Origin of the sequence: Desulfuromonas versatilis, from assembly GCF_019704135.1 — a bacterium.
Lineage (GTDB): Bacteria > Desulfobacterota > Desulfuromonadia > Desulfuromonadales > NIT-T3 > Desulfuromonas_A > Desulfuromonas_A versatilis.
Genome location: NZ_AP024355.1, coordinates 1,637,434 through 1,662,018, shown reverse-complemented (window position 1 = coordinate 1,662,018; position 24,585 = coordinate 1,637,434). Strand labels below are relative to the sequence as shown.

General features: G+C 58.5%; 19 protein-coding genes. 8 read left to right on the top strand and 11 right to left on the bottom strand.

Annotated elements, in window-relative coordinates:
* Nucleotides 1-268: 268 nt before the first annotated feature.
* From DESUT3_RS07435 to DESUT3_RS07415, 5 genes are read left to right on the top strand one after another with little or no spacing between them, the layout of a single operon-like run.
* Nucleotides 269-1,012 carry an ABC transporter substrate binding protein gene (locus DESUT3_RS07435; RefSeq protein ID WP_221251834.1) on the top strand — a complete coding sequence of 248 codons (744 nt, stop codon included), beginning with the start codon at nucleotides 269-271 and terminating at the stop codon, nucleotides 1,010-1,012.
* 11 nt (nucleotides 1,013-1,023) lie between these two features.
* Entirely contained in the window at nucleotides 1,024-2,739 is a 1,716-nt protein-coding gene (locus DESUT3_RS07430; RefSeq protein ID WP_221251833.1) for a sensor histidine kinase, read from the top strand.
* 44 nt (nucleotides 2,740-2,783) lie between these two features.
* Entirely contained in the window at nucleotides 2,784-4,874 is a 2,091-nt protein-coding gene (locus tag DESUT3_RS07425; protein WP_221251832.1) for a TonB-dependent receptor plug domain-containing protein, read from the top strand.
* 14 nt (nucleotides 4,875-4,888) lie between these two features.
* Nucleotides 4,889-5,695 carry a citrate synthase family protein gene (locus DESUT3_RS07420; protein ID WP_221251831.1) on the top strand — a complete coding sequence of 269 codons (807 nt, stop codon included), beginning with the start codon at nucleotides 4,889-4,891 and terminating at the stop codon, nucleotides 5,693-5,695.
* Complete coding sequence (locus DESUT3_RS07415; protein ID WP_221251830.1) at nucleotides 5,679-6,512, top strand: citrate synthase family protein; 834 nt, start codon at nucleotides 5,679-5,681, stop codon at nucleotides 6,510-6,512. Before DESUT3_RS07420 ends, DESUT3_RS07415 begins: the two co-directional genes overlap by 17 nt.
* A gap of 47 nt (nucleotides 6,513-6,559) precedes the next feature.
* Here the strand turns inward: DESUT3_RS07415 and DESUT3_RS07410 are convergent, their stop codons facing one another.
* Nucleotides 6,560-8,347 (bottom strand): thiamine pyrophosphate-binding protein, encoded by a 1,788-nt coding sequence (locus tag DESUT3_RS07410; protein ID WP_221251829.1) that lies wholly within the window; start codon nucleotides 8,345-8,347, stop codon nucleotides 6,560-6,562.
* 93 nt (nucleotides 8,348-8,440) lie between these two features.
* Complete coding sequence (locus tag DESUT3_RS07405; protein WP_221251828.1) at nucleotides 8,441-10,954, bottom strand: two-component system response regulator; 2,514 nt, start codon at nucleotides 10,952-10,954, stop codon at nucleotides 8,441-8,443.
* Between the two features lie 692 nt (nucleotides 10,955-11,646).
* Between DESUT3_RS07405 and DESUT3_RS07400 the strand changes: the two genes are divergently transcribed.
* Nucleotides 11,647-12,945, top strand: a complete 1,299-nt coding sequence (locus DESUT3_RS07400; RefSeq protein ID WP_225911649.1) for an OmpP1/FadL family transporter — start codon at nucleotides 11,647-11,649, stop codon at nucleotides 12,943-12,945.
* Nucleotides 12,946-12,997: 52 nt separating this feature from the next.
* On the opposite strand, the gene DESUT3_RS07395 is transcribed toward DESUT3_RS07400, so the two are convergent.
* The 9 genes from DESUT3_RS07395 to DESUT3_RS07355 all read right to left on the bottom strand — a co-directional run bounded on the left by DESUT3_RS07395 (nucleotide 12,998) and on the right by DESUT3_RS07355 (nucleotide 21,496).
* A complete protein-coding gene (locus DESUT3_RS07395) occupies nucleotides 12,998-13,471 on the bottom strand; it encodes a peroxiredoxin (RefSeq protein ID WP_221251827.1) in 474 nt (157 codons plus the stop codon).
* Nucleotides 13,472-13,510: 39 nt separating this feature from the next.
* On the bottom strand, nucleotides 13,511-14,101 hold the full coding sequence (locus tag DESUT3_RS07390; protein WP_221251826.1) for a nitroreductase family protein: 591 nt from the start codon (nucleotides 14,099-14,101) through the stop codon (nucleotides 13,511-13,513).
* 39 nt (nucleotides 14,102-14,140) lie between these two features.
* Entirely contained in the window at nucleotides 14,141-14,875 is a 735-nt protein-coding gene (locus tag DESUT3_RS07385) for a DUF4197 domain-containing protein (protein WP_225911648.1), read from the bottom strand.
* 26 nt (nucleotides 14,876-14,901) lie between these two features.
* Entirely contained in the window at nucleotides 14,902-15,918 is a 1,017-nt protein-coding gene (gene amrS, locus DESUT3_RS07380; protein WP_221251825.1) for an AmmeMemoRadiSam system radical SAM enzyme, read from the bottom strand.
* 130 nt (nucleotides 15,919-16,048) lie between these two features.
* Nucleotides 16,049-17,143: a rod shape-determining protein RodA gene (gene rodA / locus DESUT3_RS07375; protein WP_221251823.1), complete on the bottom strand. Its 1,095-nt coding sequence runs from the start codon at nucleotides 17,141-17,143 to the stop codon at nucleotides 16,049-16,051.
* Between the two features lie 6 nt (nucleotides 17,144-17,149).
* Nucleotides 17,150-19,012, bottom strand: a complete 1,863-nt coding sequence (mrdA, locus tag DESUT3_RS07370) for a penicillin-binding protein 2 (protein WP_221251822.1) — start codon at nucleotides 19,010-19,012, stop codon at nucleotides 17,150-17,152.
* Nucleotides 19,002-19,538: a rod shape-determining protein MreD gene (mreD, locus tag DESUT3_RS07365; RefSeq protein ID WP_221251821.1), complete on the bottom strand. Its 537-nt coding sequence runs from the start codon at nucleotides 19,536-19,538 to the stop codon at nucleotides 19,002-19,004. Before mreD ends, mrdA begins: the two co-directional genes overlap by 11 nt.
* Nucleotides 19,535-20,356, bottom strand: coding sequence for a rod shape-determining protein MreC (mreC, locus tag DESUT3_RS07360; RefSeq protein WP_225911647.1), 822 nt, complete (start codon nucleotides 20,354-20,356; stop codon nucleotides 19,535-19,537). Before mreC ends, mreD begins: the two co-directional genes overlap by 4 nt.
* Nucleotides 20,357-20,452: 96 nt before the next feature.
* Nucleotides 20,453-21,496 carry a rod shape-determining protein gene (locus DESUT3_RS07355; RefSeq protein WP_221251820.1) on the bottom strand — a complete coding sequence of 348 codons (1,044 nt, stop codon included), beginning with the start codon at nucleotides 21,494-21,496 and terminating at the stop codon, nucleotides 20,453-20,455.
* A 192-nt stretch (nucleotides 21,497-21,688) separates the two neighbouring features.
* Here DESUT3_RS07355 and DESUT3_RS07350 point away from each other — a divergent pair, with 192 nt between their 5' ends.
* Both DESUT3_RS07350 and DESUT3_RS07345 read left to right on the top strand, forming a co-directional pair.
* The gene (locus tag DESUT3_RS07350) at nucleotides 21,689-23,632 is read left to right on the top strand and encodes a SurA N-terminal domain-containing protein (protein WP_221251819.1); all 1,944 of its coding nucleotides are present in this window, start codon (nucleotides 21,689-21,691) and stop codon (nucleotides 23,630-23,632) included.
* 6 nt (nucleotides 23,633-23,638) lie between these two features.
* On the top strand, nucleotides 23,639-24,523 hold the full coding sequence (locus tag DESUT3_RS07345; RefSeq protein WP_221251817.1) for a phosphoribosylaminoimidazolesuccinocarboxamide synthase: 885 nt from the start codon (nucleotides 23,639-23,641) through the stop codon (nucleotides 24,521-24,523).
* The last annotated feature ends 62 nt before the right edge of the window (nucleotides 24,524-24,585 follow it).

The following is a 24,585-nucleotide window of genomic DNA, read 5'->3' as shown; positions in this document are numbered from 1 at the left end:
GACGAAACAGGCCTGCCATGAGAGATTCGGACGAGGCCTCTTAATCCCTTCTGGCCGCTCCCCTCACCACCTCAATTGGGCTGACTGCATGGTTTTTCTCCGGCAACTTCTGGGCTTCTGCCTTCTAGCCTGGATTCTTCTCCTGTTCCCCGGGCCGTCCTGCGGCTGGGCGGAAGCAAGGGTTGCCGTTCTCTATCCGTTAATCAAAGAACCCTACTATTCAGTTTTCCAAAGCATCATCAGGGGCATTGAAGCCCAGCCCGGCACGGTGGTCAAAACCTACGCCCTGCCCGAAACGCCCGACGCCAGAGCCCTGGAATTCTGGCTCCAGAATGAAGGGGTGGATTCGGTCATCGCCCTGGGGAGGCAGGGGCTGATGGCCGCCCAATCCCTCGGCGACAAGCGCCCGGTGATTATCGGCGCGCTCCCCATCGCCCCCGGCAGCGTCTCCGGCATCAGCCTCTCCCCCGAACCCGCGGTCCTGTTTCGCCACCTCAACGAGCTCGCCCCCAACGTCAGCCGGGTACATGTGGTCCACACGGAAAGAAACCAATGGCTGATCAAAAAGGCCGAAACGGCAGCCCGCGCCCATGGTCTTACCCTCTCGACCTACCAGGTCAACGACCTGCGGGACGCGGTGCACAAGTACCGAAAAATCCTTCAGTCCATCCGCGGTCCCGCCGAGGCCATCTGGCTCCCGCTGGACAACGTTACGGCCGACGATGACGTGATTCTGCCCATCGTGCTTCAGGCCGCCTGGGAAAAGGAATTCGTGGTTTTCTCCAGCAAGCCTCCGCATGCCCAGCGCGGAGCCTTGTTCTCGGTGCTCCCCAACCATTTCGGCATGGGGCAGCAGCTGGCAAAAGTGGCCCTGAACGGCCCCCATCCGGCCGGGGTGGCCCCGCTGGAGAATCTGGATATCGCCGTGAACCTGCGCACGGCTTTTCATCTCGGTTTGCGCTTTACCCCGAGGCAGCAGGAAAATTTCGATCTGGTTTTTCCGTCACGATGAAATGATCAAACATGATCAAGCGCCTGACTGAAATGAAAATTTGGGCAAGCTTCCGCACGCGGCTTCTCGGAGTGGTGACCTTTGGCATCCTCTGCCTGGCCCTGACGGCGGCGCTCACCACCGCGTGGGTCACCAGCCGCCAGGCCCAGGCCCAGATGGTCGCCCAGGGGCTCCAAATCACCGACGCCCTGGCCGGGCAAAGCACCCTGGCGCTGCTCTATGCCAGTCGGGAGAACGCGGAAAGGCCCCTCCAGGCCATCATGGGATTTCCCAACGTGGAAAAGGCCGGGATATTCGATGTCCAGGGCCGAGCGCTGATCGTCTCGGGCAACCAGGACGCCAGCCATCCGCCCTATCCCGCGGCGGGCCTCCAGGAGCCGATCCTTGCCAACGAAACGCATTTCGCCTGGCATTTTTTCGCCCCGGTCTATGCCGGCACTTCCCCCGCTGTCGGCGACTCGGAAGACTCCCCCTTCCAGCTGGACCCTCCGCCGCGGGAATTTCTCGGGTACGCTTACGTCACCATGAACAAGGGCGCCCTGCACGCCCTGAATGTCAAAATCCTGGCCAACAACCTGGCCATCGGCCTGAGCTTCGCCGTGCTTCTGCTCCTTATTCTCAACCTCACCATCAAAAGATTGACGCGGCCGCTCTCCGAGTTGGCATCACTGATGGGAGAGGCGGAGCAGCAGAAAAGGTATGTCCACGCGGACCTGAAGGGGGCCTACGAAGTCACCCACATGGCCGGGGTTTTCAACCGCATGATGAGCTCCCTGGAAGAACAGGACCAGCAGCTTCGCCAGCATGGGGAAATTTTGCAGACCGAGGTGGCCCTCCGCACCCAGGAACTGGTTCAGGCCCGGGACGCAGCACTTAGCGCCAGCCGCCACAAGTCCGAGTTTCTGGCCAACATGAGCCACGAGCTGCGCACCCCGCTGCAGTCGATCATCGGCTACGCGGACGTGGTGCGCGAAGAGCTGGAAGTGGAGGGGATGGACGAAAATATCCGCGACATGGAGCGCATCACCAACAACGCCAAACGCCTGCTCTCTATGATCAACGATATTCTGCGCCTGTCCAAGATCGAAGCAGGCCGCATGGAACTCAAGCTCCAAATGGTCGATCTTCGGCAGCTGGCCCAGGAGGCAGCCGAAACTGTCCAGCCGATTTTGCAGCGCAACAAAAACCAGCTCGAAACCCGGCTGCACGTCACCCAGGAGTTGGAGCTTGACCGGGAAAAGCTGTTGCAGGCGGTGCTCAACCTGCTGAGCAATGCCGGCAAATTCACCAACAACGGAACCATCTTCCTCGACATTGCCCAGGGAGATAAGCTCCTGACCGTCAAGGTAACCGATACTGGCATCGGCCTCACCCCCGAACAGCAGCATGTTATTTTCGAGGAATTCAGGCAGGTGGACGGCAGCTTTACGCGTCAGTTCGAAGGGACGGGTCTTGGCCTCGCCATAACCCGGAGGTTTTGCGAATTGATGGGCGGCCGCATCGAGGTCGACAGCGAATACGGGCGAGGCTCAGCTTTCACAATTCGCATCCCTCTGCCGATCTCGGTTGTTTCAGAGCATGAAAAATCGCCAGCCCCCGACACCCTGGCCGGCGACGGGATAAAGGATGCACCTTCAAATAGCAGCAAGAAAGATCCGGTATTAAATGACCAGAGAGGAACCGGTCGGTTCCTCGCCCAGGGGGAAGTAAAATGCGCAACCGAGTGATCTGCATCGCCCTACTGGCCGCGTTTTGGTGCCCGGTCGGGTCCATGGCACAGGACATTGAGAACCAGCAGTCCCAGACCTTGATCATGGAGGACCTGAAGGACTATTATGGCGACGAGGAATTCGTCACCATCGCCACCGGTAGCCGCAAGCCCATCTACAAGGCTCCGGCAGTGGCCACGGTGATTACCGCCGAAGAAATCAAAGCCATGGGGGCCCGCAGCCTCGATGACGTCCTGGAGACGGTGGCGGGGATACATGTGATGCCGTCTTCTCTAAGCAGGCTTGATTCGATCTACTCCATTCGGGGGATTCAATCGGGTTTCAACCCACACGTACTCGTCCTTATGAACGGGACTCCATTTGCTAACGTCTTCAACGGCGGGCATCCCATTCTTTTTCGCCTCCCGGTTTCTGCTATCTCCAGAGTTGAAGTTATTCGCGGCCCTGGGTCTGCAATTTATGGGGCAGATGCTTTTGCAGGTGTAATAAATATAATCACAAAAGATGTTGATGAATTTAATGGTACAACTGTTGGTGGAAGAGTAGGGTCATTTGACACCCATGATTTTTTCATTCAAGACGGACGTTATTTTGGAAAAGTTTCGGTAGGTTTTTCTTTAGAATGGCAAGAAAGTGAAGGAGATAAATCCAGAAAAATCGACTCTGACTTTCAAACAATTCTAGACAACACTTTTGGAACAAACGCTTCTTTAGCCCCAAATTCTTTAAGCACCAAATACGACGTCCTAAACACCCACCTTGAATTCAGTAAAGATCATTTGAAATGGCGAAACTGGTATTGGAGACAAAAAAATGCTGGCCAAGGTGCTGGCGGGGCACAGGCGTTAGACAAAGAAGGAGACCATGACGAGAATCTTTTTCTCACAGACCTTTCATACGCAATCCCACTTGAGAACCAATGGGAAATTAATTTGAACGGCAATTTTCTTCACCGGGAATCTGATAGTCATTTTGTGCTCCTCCCGCCAGGGGCATTAGTGCCAATAGGGTCAGACGGAAATCTTAATTTTTCATCCCCAGTAGGACTAGTGCTATTCCCCAATGGTCTTTTAGGTAATCCAGGAGGCAAGGAAACCCAATATGGGGTAGACCTAAACGGAACCTATTCAGGAATCTCCACTCATCGAATTAGGCTTGGGGCAGGATTTAAATATCAGACTGCCCAGGGTGAGGAATCCAAAAACTTTGGTCCTGGGGTTATTGACGGTTCTGAAGGGGTAGTAACTGGCGAATTGAAAGATGTCACTAACACTCCATTTGTTTTTCTTCCTGATTCATCAAGAAGGATTTGGTATGGTTCCATACAGGACGAGTGGCAATTTGTCCGCGATTGGGAACTAACCGTAGGGGTGAGATATGATTACTATTCAGATTTCGGAAGGACCATCAATCCAAGGCTGGCTTTGTTTTGGGCAACAAGACACAACCTAACAACAAAATTCTTATATGGACATGCATTTAGAGCACCTTCATTTTCAGAGCAATTTGCTATTAATAATCCTATTATACTTGGCAACAATGACCTTGAGCCAGAAAAGATTAATACCTATGAGTTATCGTTTGACTACAGACCCACGTTTGACTTACAAACTGTTTTAAGTTTATTTGCCTATAGAGCTAAAGATTTAATAGAGTTCATTCCAGATACAGACGGCGACAGTAATACTGCCCAAAATGCTGGTGATCAACTAGGATATGGCTTCGAACTCGAAACAAATTGGAATATTAATGGCAACCTTAAATTGGTCGGCAATTATTCTTTGCAACATTCAGAAGACCCAGACGACGGGAGCCATATTCCAGACGTGCCTGGACAAAAACTATACCTTCGTGCTGATTTGAAATTTAATCGTGGGTGGACGTTCTCTCCCCAGTTGCTCTGGGTGGGTGACCGGCATAGAGCTAAGGATGACCCCAGGTCTGACATAAATGACTACACGTTGGTAGGAGCCACCCTCCGTAGCCCTAAATTTTTTGACCATTGGGAATTTGGTTTTTCCGCCAAAAACCTTTTTGACGAAAATGCACGTGAGCCAAGCACTACAAACATACCTGGAGATTACCCAATGGAAGGCAGAAATTTCTGGGGAGAACTCACCTGCAATTTTTAATTGGGACTTTGACAATGACCGTAAAAAGAAGAAATGAGCGCTTTTCAAAAGCCATCCCTACCCGCATCTGGAAAGAAGAGGCAACAGCGGAGAACCCTTTCACCTCCCAATCATGCAGTTGTTATGGTTATGATTTAATGGATCTTATGAAAAACAGATCTTTTATCGAGGTATTATACCTAATGCTTAGAGGAGAGTTGCCCAACCCTGCTCAATCGGAACTACTAGAGGCCTTGATGATTGCTCTTATGAATCCTGGACCTAGACACCCTGCAACTAGAGCCGCAATGAATGCAGGTGTTGGAAAAACTGATACTGTACATATCTTGCCGATTTCGTTAAGCATCCTAGGGGGAAAACACCTTGGTGCTGGCGAAATCGAGGATGCTATGCGTTTTTTCAGAAAGATGAATAAATCCAAGGCAGAGGATGTGTATAACAAAATTCTTAAAGAAAGGGTTCCACCGAATGAGGGCGACTGGCGGCCTGTTCCGGGTTTTGGTTCTCGATTTGGCGATATTGATGAAATGCCCCGCCAATTCGCAAATTATCTCAAATCGCTACCGGGGGCAGGAAAATCATTATCATGGGGCTCCAAACTTGCTGATACGGTAAAGCCACTAAAAATTGGATGGCTGACCACTGGTGTTGCCGCTGCAGTTTTTTCCGACCTTGGATTTCACCCCCGCGACTGTGCTGGTTTATTTCAATTACTGTCCTCGCCCGGTCTTCTTGCACATGGCCTTGAGATGGCAAAGAAACCCATTACAGCAATGCCATTTCTTTCAGATGAGGAGTACAAAATTGAAAAAACACTATGATAGTTTAGGTTTTTGGGAAGGTTGCCGCGGAAAGTTTGCCAGTCGAAAAGGGGGGTGGCAAATAGGGAAAGGGGTATTTAGTCATGGATATAACATGATGGAAGATTTAGTAGGAAAAGTTTCCTACTTTCAATTGATGATACTACATGCAACTGGGTATTTGCCCGATCGGCGATTTGCAGACTGGGTTGAAGCTTCTTTCATTTGCATGAGTTGGCCGGATTCCCGTATTTGGTGTAACCAAATCGGAGCTCTGGCGGGAACCGCGGGGGCCTCCGTTGTAAGCGCAACCACAGCTGGAATTCTTGCCGGTGATTCTAGAATATATGCTCAAAAAACTTTGTTGGAGGGAATGGAATTTATCCAACGCACCCTAGCGAAGAAGAAAAGTGGTCACTCTGTCCGTGACCTTGTCCTAAACGAGTGCGCCAAACACGGTGGGAAACCCCAGCTAATGGGGTACGCTCGCCCCATCGCCAAGGGTGATGAAAGGGTACGAGCGATGGAAAAAGTTACGGAACAGTTGGGCTTCTCAATAGGTGAACACCTCACTTTGGCCTACGAAATTGAGGAGGTACTGCTCCAGGAATTTGATGAAAGCATGAACATCAACGGTTACAGTTCAGCCTTCTTTTCTGACCAAGGGTATTCACCTCAAGAAGCTTATCAATTTTGCGCAATTTTGGTGGCTAGCGGTGTCACCGCATGCTACCTAGACACATATGACCGCCCCCCCGAAACATTTCTCCCCATGCGTTGCGAGGACATCGATTACCAAGGCCCACCCCCCCGACCGGTACCGCCGCGTGAAGAATAATACCAAAAAAGAAAACGGCCGATTTAATCGGCCGTTTTCTTTTTTTTTCAATTTTTTCCGCCCAGATTCCTCATCCTCAACCCCATGGGAGGGACCTCCTCTCCATCGATCCTGACATTCAGGACCGTCGGACCGGGGTGGCGGCAAATCGCATTAACATCCAGGCTCTCCCACTCCTGAATGGTGCGGATGTCGAAAGCCCGGGCCCCCATAGCCTTAGCCATTCCAGCATAATCGATTGGCGGAAGTTCGAAACCGACCGATTCTGCGCCGCCCAGGCGTTGACCGTGCTTAACCATGCCCAGGGCCTGATCGTTGAGGATCACAAACACTACCGAGAGCTTCTCGGCTGTCGCCACGGTCAACTCTTGACCGCTCATCAGCCAACTTCCATCTCCCGTGACACATACCGCAGGGGAATCAGGGCAGCCAAACGCCGTGCCAACCGAGGCACCTATGGCCCATCCCATCGCGCCGTAGCCCATTCCGATTCTGAACAAGCCACTGCTCTTGGGCAGCAGGTAGTGAATCGACCAGGCCCAGCTGTTCCCTGCATCGATTATAAATCGGGTCGACGCGGGGAAACGCGTTACAATTTCACGCATCAGGCGCTGCGGTTTGATCGGACTGGCCTCGGAACAGAATTTTTCGGGTTCATTCAAAGTGATTTGCGAGGGAGGAAATGCCTGTGGCGGTACTGATGGTCCGGTCTTTTTCACAACCCTGAGAGGTTCCTTTGCCTGCTCCCCTCGAATATTTTCCATCAGCATGCGAAAGATTGCGCTCAATGTTCCACAGACATGCAGCCGAGCAAGAGGTGCCCGAGTAAACTGTTCGGCGGTGAGGTCGACCTGGACCAGTTTTTCCTGAAAGGCCTTGTCCCGCTCCCATGGACCAAAAATCAGATCATCCAGCCGAGTTCCGATCGCCAGTATCAGATCGACACGTTCATTCTTGATCACGGCGTCGGCGGAAGGATGCCCGGCGTACCCGATCACCCCCCTGTATTGAGGATGAGTATGGTTAACCCAACGTTTTCCCGCCGGCCCGCTTACGATCGGGGCTTTGATCAACTCGGCGATCTCCATGATATAGGGCATGGCTTCACCACAGTCTTCCCCAACCACTATGACCGGATGGGAACACTTCGTAATCTCCCCCCGCAGAGATTCGATGGCATCCATGTTGGTCATCTCATGGCGTTTTAAGATCCCCTTGAAAAGGGGCTTGTATTCATCGGCACGCTGACGCCGGGGAGATGAAAGGACGTCCATGGGGATGCTGAGGTGAGCTGGTCCGGCAGGGGGCCCCTGGGTGGCCAGTATGGCCGACAGAAGCTTGCCTTCGAGCTGTCCCCGGTGTGAGACGAGGCTGCTGAAGCGCGTGCAGGACTGGAACATGGCTACCGTATTCACGGCGGTGCAGGAGGATTCCTGGAGGGTTCTCTTCCCGAATTGAGGAAGGGCCGTCTGTGCGGTGAGCACCAGCAATGGGATGCTATCCACATAGGCAGAGGCAACCCCGGTGATCAGGTTTGTGGCCCCCGGACCCGTGGTCGAGCAGCAGACTCCCAACTTCCCGGTTTCCCTGGCATAGCCGTCCGCCATGAAGGCCGCCCCGGCCTCATGGCGGGCGATCACGGGGCGAAGTCCACCCCGCCGCGCGCTGCGCGCCATGGCATTGTAAAGGGGTTCGATGGCACCACCCGGGACACCAAAGACATACTCTACGCCAATTTCTTCAAGGTATTCGACGACAAGATCCCCAAGCTCCGGTTTTTTTTCGTCCGCTGGAAAAGCTTGTGGCTCGGAATTGCTGAAAGCCCTGGTTTCCACAGTCCCCACCTCCTCTTATTCAGTTTCACAATCAATCGCTTGCCAGAAACGGATTGCCGCCCCCCACTTGGCAAACCGCCTGAACGAAAAAATTCAGGTTGCTGGATTGGGGTTGCCGGCAGCATACGCTTCCGCAGAGGCGGTCAGCTTCAACTCCCCAATCGGCAGCGGAGGGCCGATGTGGTATCCCTGGGCATAATCGATGCCCAGGCCCTTCACCAGGTTCAGCACCGTCTCGCTGTGAACGAATTCCGCGATGGTCTTTTTCTTCAGTGCCTTGGCGACCTCGCTGATGGAGCGCACCAGCACCTGATCCACCGGATTGCGATCCAGGTTGGAAATAAAGCTGCCGTCCACCTTGACAAATTCCGCGGGGAACAGCTTCAAAAATCCGAAGGTGCTGAACCCCGTACCGAAATCGTCGACAGCGAACTCGCAGCCGATACCATTAAGCCTTTTGATCATCCGCTGCGCGGCGGTTATGTTGGATATGCTGGCACTCTCGGTCAGTTCGAACATGATCCGGCTGGGAGCCACGTCCTTGAGCCGCAGCTGCCCTTCGATAAGGGGCGCCAGTTGTTCATCGCGAAAGGCCTGGGCCGAGAGGTTAATGGCGACCCTCCCAAGCCCCGGGTTGGCCGCAACCAGCGCAATGGTCTGGCGAATGACGGCGTGGTCGAGAAGCGGCATTTCGCCGGCCAACTCGAGCGCAGGAATGAACTCACCGGGAAACACCAGTTCGCGCCCGGGCAGGTCCAGGCGGACCAGGGCCTCGTAATGGGCGATCTTCCCGCTGCCGATATGCATGATCGGCTGGAAATGAATCTGCAGCCAATCCTCCTCGATGGCCTGACGCAGGCGCCTGGCCCAGTCGAGGCTGTTGCGCAGCTCTTCGCTTTCAGTGTCCTTGGGGTCATAGACCTGGACACGGTTGCGGCCTCTGCGCTTGGCGACGTACAGGGCTATATCGGCCTGTTTGAGGTATTCTTCCGGGCTGACGGCCAGGCCGTGAATTTCACTGATGCCGATGCTGCAGCTGAGCCCCACCTGCTTGCCATCGATCTGGCTGCGGAAATTCTGCAGCAGCTGGCATATCTCTTCGGCGATGACTTTGGCCTGGGACGGATCGGAGTTGGGAGCCAGGATGGCGTATTCATCGCCCCCCAGCCGGCACAGGACATCCGAGCGCCGCAGGCGCGAGAGGATCAGTTCGGAGATTTCCCGCAGCAGGGCATCGCCCCGCTGGTGCCCGAAGGTGTCGTTGATCACCTTGAAATGGTCGATGTCGATGTACAACAGGGCATGAGACCCCTGGCCGCGGGAGCTGGTGGCTACCATCCGGCGCAGGGCCCCATCGAAATAGTGGCGGTTGTACAGGCCGGTCAAGTGGTCGTGCATGGTGAGGAATTCGAGCTGACTCTGGGCCTTCTTGCGTTCGGAAATGTCATCCAGACAACCGAAAATAGCCGGTCCCTCATCGGAGTTGATCGCATCCATCCGGCACTCGACCCAGTGGGTCTGGCCCTGCTTGTCGTTCAGGCGAAGCTCTCCCTGAAAACTGACGGATTCCCGGGTCAGCAGCGATTTCAGGCCATTGCGCCCGCTGCCCTTGTCATGGGCCATGAAGGAGATGAGAGGCTTTTCCAGGGATTCGGCGACCGAGAAACCGGTCAGGCGGTTCCAGGCCTGGTTCACAAATCTGATGCGGCCCCCCGCGTCGAGTTCCAGGACAATGGTGCTCAAATTGTCGAGCAGGCGCTGATGGGCCTCGGAGACCCTTCGATAGGCCTCGGTGCTCTCCCGGACAGACTCCACCCGGGCGGCGAACTGGGCATTGCTCACCAGGTAGTCGTCGCGCTTGACGGCCAGTTCACAGACCTTCCGCAGTTGTTCGGCCCGAAACGGCTTGGCGATAAAATCGGCAGCGCCCTTGAGCATGAGGTCTTCGGCCAGATCGACGGAACTGAACGCCGTCATGATCACCACCGGCTGTTCGGGGTCGATCTCCATAATCGCCTGCAGAACCTCAGGTCCGGACATTCCGGGAAGCATGGTGTCGAGAAGCACCAGGTCGTGGCGCCCCTTCTTCCAGGCTTCCAGTCCACTCCGCCCGTCCCCCGCAACCTCGACGTCAAAGCGGTGGCGCAGCACCCTCAGGACCAGGTCGGCGGTGTCCTGAGTATCTTCAACCACCAGCACGCTGGGATTGCGAAAAATTTCGGCGGGGGCCTGAAGGCAGCTCTGAACCACCTCCGGCAACGTCTGGAAATGTTCCAGAGCGATCATTTCGTTGACGCCGAATTCCCGCGCGGTAGTTTCCGCGATACGCTCGCACCAGGTTTTGGCCACGACGATGATCGGGGTCGCGCTGCTGCAGTGAAAAACCCCGGAACGAATCAAGCGGGCCAGCCGCCAGCCGTCCAGGGCGGTAATTTCAATGTCGGTGATGATCAGGTCGAGGGGGGTGGAACGGAGAATTTTGGAGGCGGAGAGGCCACAGCTCGCTTCGGTTATGTTTCCATAACCAGCCTCAGCCAGGGCTGTCCGCAACATCTGGCGGACTTCGGGGGCGTTATTCACAAGCAGGATGTGAATGTCGCGCGGCATGCTCCACCATTCCCTGATAATGAATTGAATTCCCGCCGACGCTTTTTAGGTAGTCGCAAATAGGGAATCAATCAGCACGCCCCCATTGGGAGGGCAGTCAGGAGAAAAAAATACTAAAAATGGAAGGTTGGAAAATCCCAAAATCACAGGTTGGGTTTTGCGGCACAACAATCGATGGGTTTTTGTTCAGTTGATGGTATCGAATCTCGGCTACCATTCGACTGCCGCCTTGCAAAAAAACAAAAGTAGTTGGAAAATAGCCCTTCTAGCCGGCGGTTGTCAACCGTAATTCTGGGCAGAATAGATTTAAATTTGTCTTTTACTGTGGTTCAGAACAACAGGGGAGGCAAATCTAATGTAGCGACGTCTAATAAAGACGGAAAGGATAAAACGTCTTGCGCAGGCTTGTAATTAATTTATTTTTACAAAAATCAAACAGGAACACACGGAATACGGAAAGGGGCAAAATTCCGAATGCGCCTTTTGGCGCGGCGCATCAAACCGGGGGTCCATTTGTCAAGTTGACACCGTTTTTGCAGATTCCGGGATTTGCACCGGTCGTTTCTGCCCCCCGGTGCCATGAGGCTATGTATCAACCAGGTCCTGTTCATCCAGACCAGTCTGCTCCGTTCTGGTAAAGTTTGTGGCATCCAGCAGATCCCCCTAATTCGCTTGACCCAGGAGATACCGGCATGAAGTCAGCCCCAACTCAAATTTCAACCCTAGCCGCGGCCGCATTTGTCATGGTTGTCCTGCTTGCAGGACAGGCCCTGGCTTCAGGTTTCGGCATCTTCACCCAGGGCGCCTCCGGCCTCGGCCAGGCCAATGCCGTGGTAGCCCATACCACCGGACCGTCTTCGGTGTTTTTCAACCCGGCCCTGATCAATGAGCTTCCGGGCACGCAGGTCGAAATAGGCACCACCGCGGTATTTCCCAATCGCGAATTCCAAAGCGATACCACCGGTCGCCGCGACGAGACCGTGGACGACGTCTATTTCCCCAGCACCCTCTACCTCACCCACAGGATAACCGACGACCTCAGCCTCGGCGCCGGCTTCAATAACACCTTCGGGCTTGGCACCGAATGGCCAAAAGACTGGGAAGGCCGCTATTTAGCGACCCGTTCGACCATCACCACCCTCAATTTCAACCCGGTGGTCTCCTACCGCCTAACCCCCGCGATCGCCCTCGCTGCCGGCGTCAATGTCCTCTACCTGGATGCCGAGTTGAGCAACAAGATCAATTCTACCGGGGTCGCCGCCGCAGTGGGGCTCGGCGCGTTGGGGAGCCTCCCGGACGCGGAACAGGAGTTCACCGGGGATGATTTCGGCTATGGCTACAACCTGGGCCTGCTGATCAAAATCACCGACAACCTCTCCCTGGGCGCCGGCTACCGCAGCGAAATCGAACTGGATCTCGAGAACGGCAAGGCCAAGTTCAAGGATGTCCCGGCCGCCTTGGCCGGGCTCGGCATCTTCACCAACACCAAGGCGGATACCTCGGTAACGCTACCCGCCCAGGCGGTGGTCGGCCTGGCCGTGCAGGCCACCGACAATCTTACCCTCGAGGCCGGTTCGCGCTGGGAGCAGTGGTCGTCTTTCGACGATGTGGTCATCAAACTGGACCAGCCGGTGCTGGGGCAGAGCGAAACCGTTACCCCCCGGGACTGGGACGACACCTACGCCTTCACCCTCGGCGGCAGATACCGGCTGAACGACACCTTCTCGCTGCTGGCCGGCTACCTGTACGGCGACAACCCCATCCCCAGCAGCACCTTTGAACCGGCCATCCCCGACTCGGACACCCACCTGTTCACCCTCGGCAGCGAAATCGAGCTGGAACGGCTCCAGATCGCGTTCAGCTACGGCTACCAGAGGCAGGAGGACCGTGACAAAAACAACAACCTCGGAGCCGCCCTCGGCGGCTCGGCCAATGGCAGCTACGAAAACGAGATTCACCTGCTGGCCCTAAGCCTGACCTGCCGCTACTGACTCCGCGAAAAAAACCGTCGCATGAAAAAGGGTGGGACTTGCCCACCCTTTTTCATGCCAGAGAGGTTTTCAGAAAATCCACCACCTCCCCGGGGTGGGCTTCGGCCTTTTTCACCGTGGGCCAGTGTTTGAGCACCTTGCCGTCGGAACCGATCACCACCGTGGAGCGGATGGTCCCCTGCACGAGCTTGCCGTACATCTTCTTTTCGCCGAAGGCACCATAGTCCTGCATCATCTTCGTCTCCGGGTCGGAGAGCAGCACAAAGGGCAGGCCGAACTTCTCGATAAATTTGTCGTGGGACTTCAAGCTGTCCTTGCTGACGCCGAGCAGGGCCACATCCAGGTCCTGCAGATCGCCGTGCAGGTCCCGGAACGAGCAGGCCTCCTTGGTACACCCCGGCGTGTTGTCCTTGGGATAGAAATAGATCACCAGCTTTTTGCCTGCGTAATCCTTGAGCGAGTGGGTCTTGCCGTCGCTCCCCTCCAGGGTGAAGGCGGGAGCTTTTTTCCCTTCGAGGCTGGCCATGGTCTTCTCCTGGTTAGCTGCTGTTTCCGGTTGGAATTTTCAGCCGGGCACCCGCCCCTCGGCGGCGACCTCGCCGGGCGGTTTGCGACCGTTGGGTGACTCCATCGCCGCCAGGTCTTCGGGAAGCTTTTCGACCTCATCCCGGTAACCGACGGCCACCGCGGCCATGATCTCGTACTCTTCCGGGTCGGCGCCGGTCACCTCGGCGGCCCGCTCGCGACTGAAGCCGGCCATGCCATGGGCGTAAAGCCCCAGCCGCCGGGCCTGCAGGGCCAGCGACATCCAGGCGGCGCCGGCGTCGAAAACCGCATGCCGGTTGGGCTTGCCGTTGCGGGCGAAGCTCTTGCGGGCCAGCACGAACAGCAGCAGCGGGGCGCGGGCTGCCCATTGCCGGTTTTTCTCCACCAACGCGGTAGCAAACCGCTCGCGGTCTTCGGCGCTGCGCGCATAGACGAACAGCCAGGGCTGCTCGTTGTAGCAGGAAGGCGCCCAGCGCGCGGCCTCGAACAACGCGGCCAGGTGCGGCTCGGGGATCGGGTCGCCGCAGAAGGAGCGCGGGGACCAGCGGTCAAGAAACATGCTGTCGACCTCGACCTCGGGGGTGCGACCGTTGTGGGTGGGGCGGGTCATGGCAGGCTCCGGTTCTTCTGATTGCGGTCGGTTAAGGGCTCAGCGGCTGAAGACCTTCTGCAGCAGTTCGCTGGTGCGGGCCGCAGGGTCCCGGCGGATGGCCTGCTCCTCCTGGCCCAGCACGGTAAACAGGCCGTCGAGCCCTTTTCCCGTGACGTAGTCGTCGATGCTGACCGCCGGCGTGGTGACGAACGGCAGGGCGTTGTACGAGGCGGAGAGCTGGTTGTACTGCTGGTAGAGGCCGACTTCACCCATTTTCTGGGCGACGATCGGCTTGAAACGGCTGCGCAGGGTGTCCGCCGTTCGCGAACGGAAATACTCGGTCGCCGCCGTGTCGCCGCCGTTGAGGATGCCGTGGGCATCGGCGAGGGTCATTTGGCCAATGGCGTCCCAGAAAACCGCCTTGGCCTCGCCCGCGGCCATCTCCGCCGAGCGGTTCATGGCCACCTCGAACTGGTCAACCTGGGATCCGAGCCCGATGGTGCGCAGGGTCTTGGCCATGGGGGCCAGCTGTTCGGGCATGGCGATGCGGATCAGCTCGTTGGCGAGAAAGCCGTCGAGCCTGGAGGTGCTGCCCACCGCCCGCGCTGAACCGACCCGCAGCGCCTCCTTGAGGCCGGCGGCCACCGTCGGCTCATCCAGAGCCCCGCCTGGGGCCCCCTGGAGCGAGGCCAACAGCTGGTCGGCCATGGGGCCGCCGCTCATTTCGGCACAACCGATCAATCCGCACAGACCCAAAACTCCCACCAGCCTGGCCAGCAACCGTCCTGTCATACCTGGTCCTTTCCCTGGACGGTGCATCAACCGAGGCCGATGCCATCCAGCTGTCCGTCGCAGAAAACGCACCGCGAACCCTTGATGTTGACATTGCCGAGGCGAAACCCCTTGCGTTCGATCACCGCCTGACCACAGGCGGGGCAGAAGGTGTTCTCGCCCCCCTCTCCGGGGATGTTCCCCTGGTAGACGTACTTGAGCCCCTCGGCCAGGCCGATCTGCCGGGCCTTGCGCAGGGAGGCCACGGGGGTCGGCGGCAGGTCGCGCATTTTGTAGGTCGGATAGAAGGCCGTCACGTGCCAGGGGGTCTCGGGATCGAGTTCGCGGGCGATGAAGCGGGCGATACCCTTCAGGTCGGCCTCCGAGTCGTTGTGGCCGGGGATGATCAGCGTGGTGACCTCGATCCAGATCCCCAGCTTCTTGTAGGTCCTCAAGGTGTCGAGGACGCCCTGCAGAGTGGCACCGGCCACCTCGTGGTAAAACTTTTCGGAGAATCCCTTCAGGTCGACGTTGGCGGCGTCAAGATAGGTGGCGATATGCTCCAGGGCCTCGGGGGTGGTGTAGCCGTTGGTGACGAATACGTTGCCGATCCCTTCCCGATGCGCCAGCAGCGCCGTGTCGTAGGCGTACTCGTAGAAAATGGTGGGTTCGGTATAAGTATAGGCGATGCTGCGACAGTCTGCGGCCTTGGCCCGCCTTACCACCTCCGCGGGAGGCAGGTTTTTGCCCGGGATGGGATGCGGGGTTCGGGGCCACTGGGAAATTTCGGCGTTCTGGCAGTGCAGGCAGCGGAAATTGCAGCCGACGGTGGCGATGGAATAGCTGAGCGAGCCGGGGTGGTAGTGAAAAAGCGGTTTTTTTTCGATGGGGTCGATATTCTCGGCCACCACCTTGCCATACACCAGGGTCTGCAGAACGCCGCCACGGTTTTCCCGGACACCGCACACCCCCCGATGCCCTTCACTGATCAGGCATCGAAACAGGCAAAGGCCGCACTTGACCTTTCCGTCCTCGGCCTTCTCCCAGAACATGGCTTCGCGCATGGCGCCCTCCCCGATCCCGCGGAGCCGGGATCATGGGGGAAGTATAGCAAAAAATCGGGGGATGGAGTCAGGGAGCTGGGGGCACGAATCACGAATCACGAATCACGAATCACGAGTCACCAATCTCCCCCTAAAACATAAACCGCCGCATGCTGACGTTGAGCAGCAGGCCGGTGCCGATCATGGTGGTGACCATGCTGGTACCGCCGTAGGAGAACAGCGGCAGGGGCACACCAACCACGGGCAGCAGGCCGATGACCATCCCCAGGTTGACGACGATGTGCCAGAACATCATGGCGACCACCCCGATGGCCAGGTACATGCCGAAGCGATCCCCGGCGCGGCGGGCAATGTAGATCCCCCAGATAATGAGAAACAGGTACAGCAGCAACAGCAGCAGCGAGCCGCTGAACCCCCACTCCTCGGCGAATACCGAGAAAGCGAAATCGGTATGCCGTTCGGGCAGAAAGGAGAGCTGGGACTGGGTGCCCTTCATGAACCCCTTGCCAAGCAAACCGCCGCTGCCGACGGCGATCTTCGACTGGATAATGTGGTAACCGGCGCCCAGGGGATCGCGCTCCGGGTCGAGAAAGGTCAGAATGCGCTCCTTCTGGTAGCCATGGAGCAGAAACCAGCCGCCGACCATCGCCCCGATGCCGAGCAAACCCAGGACGACCAGCGCCGAACGCCGGATCCCGGCAAACAGGGCCATGGTCCCACCGATGAAAATCACCAGCAATGCGGTTCCAAGGTCGGGCTGCTTCATGATCATCAACACCGGCAACCCCAGCAACAGGGCCGGCCCGAGCAGCTCGCGCAGCGAATAGGCCGCCACCCCCTTTTCGCTGAAATAGCGCGCCAGGGTGATAATGATGACGATCTTCATGACCTCGCTGGGCTGCAGATTGAAAAACCCCAGGTGGATCCAGCGGGTGGCCCCCATGGAGGTCTTGCCGAACAGCAGCACGAACAGCAGCAGCAGCACGGTGACCCCGTAGAAGATGAATCCCAGGTACTCCAGGTGCCGATAATCGAAGGCGCAGACACAGGCGGCGATCAATAGCCCGATCCCCAGCCAGTAAACCTGTTTGAGATAGATGGGTGTACCTGCGGGCGGCCACACCGACGTGGCGCTGTAGAGATTCAGCACGCCGATCGCGGTCACCAGGCAGACCACCAACAGCAGCACCCAGTCAAAATGAGTCAACAATCGCCGATCGAACATGGGGCGTCATTCTCCGGGGATCGCCGGGGTTTCCTCCGGCGGTTCGGTAGGAATCCCGAAATAGCTGGCGAGAATGGAACGGGCAATGGGAGCGGCCGCCTTGCTGCCGCTGCCGCCGTGTTCGACCACGACGCAGAGAGCGATTTGCGGATCCTCCGTCGGCGCATAGGCAACGAACAAGGCATGGTCGCGAAACCGATACTCGATATCCTCGGTCTTCTCCTTGTAGCGGTCCTCCTTGAGCTTTACCACCTGGGAGGTGCCGGTCTTGCCCGCTGCCGAGAGACCCTCGAGGCGGCTTGCCCAGGCAGTCCCGCCGGGCTCATTGAGCACCGCTTCGAGCCCGCGGCGCACCGCCTTGAGGTCGGCCTCGCTCAAGGCAACCCGGTTCAGCACCTGGGGGGTCGCGGATTCCAGAACATTTCCGGACAGGTCCTCGATGCGCTTGACCACCTGGGGCTTGAGCACCGTACCGCTACTGGCCACCGCTGCCGTCATCACCGCCATCTGCAGCGGGGTGGCCAGTACATACCCCTGGCCGATGGAGGCGATGACCGTTTCACCGTCGTACCAGCCGGCATTATAGCGTTTCTTCTTCCACTGGCGGGTCGGAATCAGTCCGCCCTTTTCCCATTCCAGGGGGAAACCCAGGGGTTCGCCCAAACCCAGAGCCTTGGCCATGGCGGAGAGCCGGTCGATGCCCAGGTCCAGGGCGACCTGGTAGAACCAGACGTCACAACTCTCCTTGAGGGCCTTCTTCAGGTCGGTGCGACCGTGGCCGTGCTTTTTCCAGCAGCGAAACTGGCGATTGCCAAGCTGCATCCCTCCCGTGCAGTCTACCGTGGTCGAGGCGGAGGCGACCCCGGCATTCAGCGCCGCCAATGCGGTGACAATCTTGAAGGTCGATCCCGGCGGATATTGACCTTTGATGGCCTTATTCTGCAGGGGGTGCCGCGGGTTGCGCAGCAGCTGAACCCACTCCTGCCCGCTGATCCCCCTGGCGAAAAGAGCCGGATCGAAGGAGGGACGGCTGACCATGGCCAGCACCTCGCCGGTTTTCACGTCGAGAACCACGGCCGCTCCGGCCTGCTCGCCAAAGGCCTTCTCGGCCGCCAGCTGCAGGTCGCGGTCGATGGTCAGGTAGACCTTGTAGCCGGGGACCGGGTCGCGGGTCTTGAGCTGCCGAAGCTCCTTGCCCTTGACGTTGACCTCAACCAGGCGGTCACCGGCCACCCCGCGCAGACTGGGCTCCAGCCGCTTCTCCAGGCCGCTCTTGCCGACGAAGTCGCCGGGGCGATAGCCATCGTCCTCGGCCTGCTGAAGCTCTGCCTCGGTGATCTCGCCCAGATAGCCGAACAGATGGGCCGCCATCTCCCCGTAGGGATAGGAGCGCATCGGCCGCACATCGACCAGCACCCCTGGAAGATCTATGGAGTTTTCCTGGATGACCTCAAGAGCCTCGCGGCTGATGTCTTCGGCGATGGGCAGGGGGCGGTGTTTGGGGAAGCGCCGGTTTCCCTCCCAGCGCTTGAGCAGCACTTCGGGGTCTTCCCCAAGGAATGCGGCCAGGTGACTGATGAGCCGGTCGCGGTCCTCCACCTCCTGGCGCAGGACCGACACTCCGAAGGCGGGACGGTTTTCCACCAGAAGCTCGCCATCGCGATCGTAGATGGGCCCCCGGGGCGCAGAAATGGGGACGTAGCGAATCCGGTTGCGTTCGGAAAGTGCCTGGTAGTGATCGACCCGGATAAGCTGCAGATACCACAGCCGCAGCAGCAGCAACCCGAAGATCCCCATCGCCGCCAGGGACAGGGCCAGGAACCTTCTTCGGGAGCCAGGGCTAACCGACCAGCCTGAATTAATGCTCATACCGGTTGTCCAAATACTGAAGCACCCTGTCGCCCACCTGCGCATCCCGGCGCCGCTGGATCCACAGGGCAATCCGCAGCATCACCAGGGCCGCGGCCAGATTGATCGCGACCTGGGGCAGCAGGCGCTCCAGCAGCACCTGCCAGACCGGCCCGGGCTCGGCAAACAGCACCATCGTAAACAGCAGCAGGCCCGATTCGAACAAGGTCCCGCAGCAGGTCAGGAACAGCAGCAGCAGCGAACTCTCCGTATTGAGTCGATCGGCCAGGGCCCGCACCCCCAGAAAGGTCATCAGCAGGACAAACCCGAACAGGCCCACGGCGGTTCCGGCAAAGACATCCTGCATGCAGCCCAGCACCAGTGCCACGCAGCCGCCCCGGGGAATTTCCTCCTTGAGGCCGAGATAGATGACCAGGATCAGCAGCAGATCGGGCTTCAGGGAAAAGGGCAGGACCCGGGGGAACAGGGAGGTCTGCAAGACCAGCAGCCCGAGGGCGAGCAGCAGATAGGTGGTGACCCGCTTCACAGCTCTTCCCCGATCAGCACCAGGACTTCTTCGAGGCGCGCGAAATCCACGGCGGGGGCAATGGATACCGACTGGAACAGGCCGTACTCTTCGCGCGCCACCCGGGTCACCGTGCCGATCGGGACCCCCTTGGGGAAGACCCCTCCGGTGCCGGAGGAGATGACCAGGTCGCCGACCTCGAGATCGGCCTGCCTGAGGGCGAACTCGAGGGTCAGGGAATCGCCACGCCCCCGGGATATCCCCCGGGTGCGGTTTCGCTGCACCAGCGAGGCAACCGCCGAGGAGGCATCGGTAATCAGCAGCACCCTGGCGTCATGGGCGCTGGCCCGGATGATGCGGCCGACCGCCCCTTCCGCAACCACCACCGGCAACCCCTCGCGGATGCCGTCGTCGGTCCCCTTGTCGATGATCACCGTACGAAACCAGCTGGCGGCATCCTCGGCGATCACCTGCGCGGGCAGGGCGCTCAGCTGTTCCCGATCGCGGAACTCGAGAAGCTTGCGCAGCCGTTCGTTGGCCAGTCGCACCTCCTCCAAAGCGACCAGCTCAGCCTTCAGCTGGCGGTTCTCTTCCTGCAGCCGGGTATTTTGCCCCTCGGTGTCCACCAGCCAGAGATAGCGGTCCCAGGCACCGGAAACGGCTTTCCAGACCAGGTCGAGCCCCTTCTGAAAGGGGGAGGTGAGTTGGAGGATGGTCTTTTCGAACAGGGTGGTGTGGTCCCGGTGCCTCAGGTTCGCCGAATAAAGCAGCAGGGCGAACAGGATAAGGCATCCGGCAAGGAGCGGAGTCCGATATTTTCTAAGCAACTCCAGCAGCATGGAAAGATCTCCCGACGCCGGCATCGGGGAGGGTCGAGCACCCTCCCCTGCAGCAGAGCATCAAGCCCCAGGGCTCTGACGATGAAAGTCCGTGGGTCAGGAGGTAACGGTTACCCGCTTGAGCAGATCGAGTTCGTCGAGCACCTTGCCGGATCCGAGCACCACGCAGGAGAGCGGGTCTTCGGCGATTACCACCGGCAGCCCGGTCTCTTCGCGCAGCAGAATGTCGAGGTTGCGCAGGTTGGCGCCGCCGCCGGCCAGGATGATCCCCTTGTCGACGATATCCGCGGCCAGCTCCGGCGGGGTTCTCTCCAGGGCGATGCGCACCGCCTCGACGATGGCGTTGACGGTTTCCGAAAGCGCCTCGCGGATCTCCTCGGAGTTGATCTCCAGGGTTTTGGGGATGCCGCTGACCAGGTCGCGCCCCTTGACCTCGATGGTGCGCACCTGGTCGTCGGGGTAGGCGCTGCCGATCTCGATCTTGATCTGCTCGGCGGTGCGCTCGCCGATCAGCAGGTTGTACTTGCGCTTCATGTATTGCACCAGCGCTTCGTCGAGTTTGTCGCCGCCGACCCGCACGCTCTTGGCATAGACGATCCCGGCGAGGGAAATCACCGCCACTTCGGTGGTGCCGCCGCCGATGTCGACGATCATGTTGCCCGAGGCTTCGGTAATGGGCAGCCCGGCGCCGATAGCCGCGGCCATCGGTTCCTCGATCAGGTAGACCTCGCGGGCCCCGGCCGACTCGGCCGATTCCTTGACGGCGCGCTTTTCCACCTGGGTGATGCCCGAGGGAACGCAGATGACGATGCGCGGACGCACCAGGGTCTTGCGGTTGTGGACTTTCTGGATGAAGTAGCGCAGCATCTCCTCGGTGATGTCGAAGTCGGCAATGACCCCGTCCTTCATCGGCCGGATGGCGACGATGCTGCCCGGGGTGCGGCCCAGCATCTTCTTGGCCTCCATCCCTACCGCGAGGACCTTGCGCTGGCCCATGCTGTCCTTCTGCACCGCGACCACCGATGGTTCGCTGACCACGATTCCCTTGCCTTTAAGATAAACCAGGGTGTTCGCCGTGCCCAGGTCGATGGCCAGGTCGTTGGAGAACATCCCCCAGATTGCGTCAAACAGGTTGAACATGATATTTGGCACTCCTTTCGGCCGCGAGGGGAGCTCTGCACAACCCCCAGAAAAATGCTGTCCACACTACCAAAATCGCCGAGCTTTTTCAAGCCCGAAAAGGAAAAAGCAGTTGCATTTTGGGGACCGATTGACTAAGATTTCACGCTGTTTCCCCGACCCGGCAGTGACTGAAAAGGAGACTCACCCAACATGCTGGATTTTGTCCGAAAAAAACAGAAATCGATCCTTGTCAAAGTGGCGTTCGCCATCATCATCCTCAGTTTCGTGATCGGCTACGCCCTGCTCACCTCCCCCGGCGACTCCGGACCTGGCGGGCAGGATCCCACGGTAGCGGTGACGATCAACGACACCAAGATCGGTTACGATACCTACCAGATGGCCTATGCCAATCTTTACCAGCTTTACCAGAGCATCTACCGGGACCAGTTCAATCCCGCCCTCGAGCGCCAATTGAACCTGCGCCAGCAGGCACTCGACGGGATTATCGAACAGACCCTGCTGCTGCAGGAGGCCGAGCGGCTCAAGCTTCAGGTTCCCAAGCAGGAACTGGTCGACTCCATCGCCGCCTTCCCCGCCTTCCAGGTCAACGGCGCCTTCAACAAGGAGCGCTACCTGCAGGTGCTCAACTACCAGCGGATGACCCCCGAGGAGTTTGAAAACCAGCAGCGCAGCCAGATCCTGGCCGAAAAGGTCCGCAAACAGCTCCAAGAGAATATCACGGTGAGCGACGCGGAAGTCGAAAAAGAGTTCCGCGATCAGAACGAAAAGGTCAACCTTGCCTTCGTGCGTCTGGCTCCGGAAATTTACGAGACCCGCGTCAAGGTGGAAGAACAGGCCCTGAAGCAGTATTTCGAGGAACACCAGGAGGAGTACCGCATCCCCGAAACCCTCGCCCTGCGCTACATAGCCTTCGACCCCGCGAGCTACGAAAATGAAGTGACCATCGCCGAGGAGGACCTGGAAAAGTACTACCGGCGTCACCTCGACCAGTTTGAGATTCAGGAACAGGTCGATGCCTCCCATGTGCTGATCAAGGTCACCGCCGACACCGATGCCGATGGCAAGGCCAAAAAGCGCGAGCTGGCCCAGAAGGTGCTCGACGAGGCGCGCGCGGGCAAGGATTTCGCGACCTTGGCCAGGACTTATTCCGACGACGCAGGCAGTGCCGCCAACGGGGGCAAGCTCGGTTACTTCACCCGCGGCACCATGGTCGGCCCCTTCGAGCAGGCCGCGTTTGCTCTCAAGCCGGGCGATCTCAGCGACATCGTTGAAACCAGCTTCGGCTTCCACATCATCAAGGTCGAGGGGCGCATCGATGCCGGCGTGAAGCCGCTGGCCGACGTTCTGGACCAGGTCAAGCAGGGGGTCCGCACCGAAAAGGGCCGCCAGTTGGCCATGGAAAAGGCCATGGACGCCTTCAACATGAACCGCAAGGACGGCAGCCTCGATGCGGCCGCCAAGGCCAATGACCTCGGCATCAAGGAAACCGCCTTTTTCAGCCGCGAGGAGCCCATCGAGGGGATCGGCGACAACGCTGAGATCCGCGCGACGGCTTTCGCACTGCCCGACAATGAACTGGCCCGCCCGGTGGCCCTGGCCGATCAGGTCCTCCTGTTCACCGTCAAGGAGCGTCGCGAGAGCCGCCTTCCCGGGCTCGAGGAAGTGCGCGCCGAGGTGGAAAATGCCTTCCGTGCCTCGCGGGCACGGGACCTGGCGCAACAGACCGCCGAGAAGATCCTGGCCGGCCTCAAGGAAGGCAAGAGCGTTGAGGACCTGGCCGGGGAGTACAAGGAGAAGGTAGAGGAAACCGATTTCTTTACCCGCTCCTACGGTGCCTTCGTGCCCCGGCTCGGCAGCTCCCAGGAACTGGCAGATGCGGCCTTCGGCCTCACCAAGGCCGAGCCTGCCGCCCCCAAAATCTACGAGCTAAACGGCCGCTTCGTCATCGCAACGCTCAAGGCCCGACAGGAAGCCGATCTGGAGGAGCTGACCGATGGCAAAAAGGGGGAACTGCAGCAGAGCCTGCAGGCCCGCAAGCAGGCCGAATCCCTTGAGAAAAAAGTTCAGGAACTGCGGGAAAAAGCGAAAATCATCATCGCTCCGAACCTGCTGGCCTCTTTCGAAGGAAATTAATCGACCATGACTCCGATCGTTACCCAGACCAATTTCACCGACCTCAAAAAGGTCAACCAGGGCAAGGTGCGCGACATCTACGACCTGGGTGAGCACCTGTTGCTGGTTACCACCGACCGCATCTCGGCCTTCGACGTCATCATGAACGAGGGGATCCCCAACAAGGGGTATGTGCTCACCCAGATCTCCAAATTCTGGTTCGAGCAGATGGGCGACATCATCCCCAACCACATCGTCGCTACCGAAGTGGATGAGTTCCCCGCCGTTACCCACAAGTACCGCGCCCAACTCGAGGGCCGCAGCATGCTGGTGAAAAAGGCCAAGCCCCTTGCCGTGGAGTGCATCGTCAGGGGATACGTTTCGGGGTCGGGCTGGAAGGACTACAAGAAGACCGGGTGTATCTGCGGAATCCAACTCCCCGCCGGGCTGGTGGAGAGCGACAAACTGCCCGAGCCGATTTTTACCCCTTCCACCAAAGCCGAACTGGGCGAGCACGACGAAAATATCACCTACGAGCAGGCGGTTGAAATCTGCGGCAAGGACCTGGCCGAACAGGCCCGTGACGCGACCATAGCCATTTACAAGCGGGCCCGCGACCTGGCTGCCGCCAAGGGGATCATCATTGCCGACACCAAGTTCGAGTTCGGTCTCTACGAAGGGAAACTGATCTGGATCGACGAGGCGCTCACCCCCGACTCCTCGCGCTTCTGGCCCAAGGACCAGTACCGCCCCGGCGGCCCGCAGCCGAGTTTCGACAAGCAGTTCCTGCGCGACTACCTCGAGACCCTCGACTGGGGCAAAAAAGCCCCCGCGCCTCCGCTGCCCCCGGAGATCGTTGCCAAGACCGCGGAAAAATACATGGAAGCGTTGACACGCCTGGCAGGGAAATAATCACCGGCCAGCCATAAATTCCCAACCAGACAGGCCGGAGAAGCTCTCCGGCCTGTACTGTT

Coding starts and splice junctions, on each gene's coding strand:
- DESUT3_RS07430 (WP_221251833.1), top strand. CDS start 1,024: ATGATCAAGCGCCTGACTGAAATGAAAATTTGGGCAAGCTTCCGCACG.
- DESUT3_RS07425 (WP_221251832.1), top strand. CDS start 2,784: ATGGCACAGGACATTGAGAACCAGCAGTCCCAGACCTTGATCATGGAG.
- DESUT3_RS07420 (WP_221251831.1), top strand. CDS start 4,889: ATGACCGTAAAAAGAAGAAATGAGCGCTTTTCAAAAGCCATCCCTACC.
- DESUT3_RS07405 (WP_221251828.1), bottom strand. CDS start 10,954: ATGCCGCGCGACATTCACATCCTGCTTGTGAATAACGCCCCCGAAGTC.
- DESUT3_RS07400 (WP_225911649.1), top strand. CDS start 11,647: ATGAAGTCAGCCCCAACTCAAATTTCAACCCTAGCCGCGGCCGCATTT.
- DESUT3_RS07395 (WP_221251827.1), bottom strand. CDS start 13,471: ATGGCCAGCCTCGAAGGGAAAAAAGCTCCCGCCTTCACCCTGGAGGGG.
- DESUT3_RS07390 (WP_221251826.1), bottom strand. CDS start 14,101: ATGACCCGCCCCACCCACAACGGTCGCACCCCCGAGGTCGAGGTCGAC.
- DESUT3_RS07385 (WP_225911648.1), bottom strand. CDS start 14,875: ATGACAGGACGGTTGCTGGCCAGGCTGGTGGGAGTTTTGGGTCTGTGC.
- amrS (WP_221251825.1), bottom strand. CDS start 15,918: ATGCGCGAAGCCATGTTCTGGGAGAAGGCCGAGGACGGAAAGGTCAAG.
- rodA (WP_221251823.1), bottom strand. CDS start 17,143: ATGTTCGATCGGCGATTGTTGACTCATTTTGACTGGGTGCTGCTGTTG.
- mrdA (WP_221251822.1), bottom strand. CDS start 19,012: ATGAGCATTAATTCAGGCTGGTCGGTTAGCCCTGGCTCCCGAAGAAGG.
- mreC (WP_225911647.1), bottom strand. CDS start 20,356: ATGCTGCTGGAGTTGCTTAGAAAATATCGGACTCCGCTCCTTGCCGGA.
- DESUT3_RS07355 (WP_221251820.1), bottom strand. CDS start 21,496: ATGTTCAACCTGTTTGACGCAATCTGGGGGATGTTCTCCAACGACCTG.
- DESUT3_RS07350 (WP_221251819.1), top strand. CDS start 21,689: ATGCTGGATTTTGTCCGAAAAAAACAGAAATCGATCCTTGTCAAAGTG.
- DESUT3_RS07345 (WP_221251817.1), top strand. CDS start 23,639: ATGACTCCGATCGTTACCCAGACCAATTTCACCGACCTCAAAAAGGTC.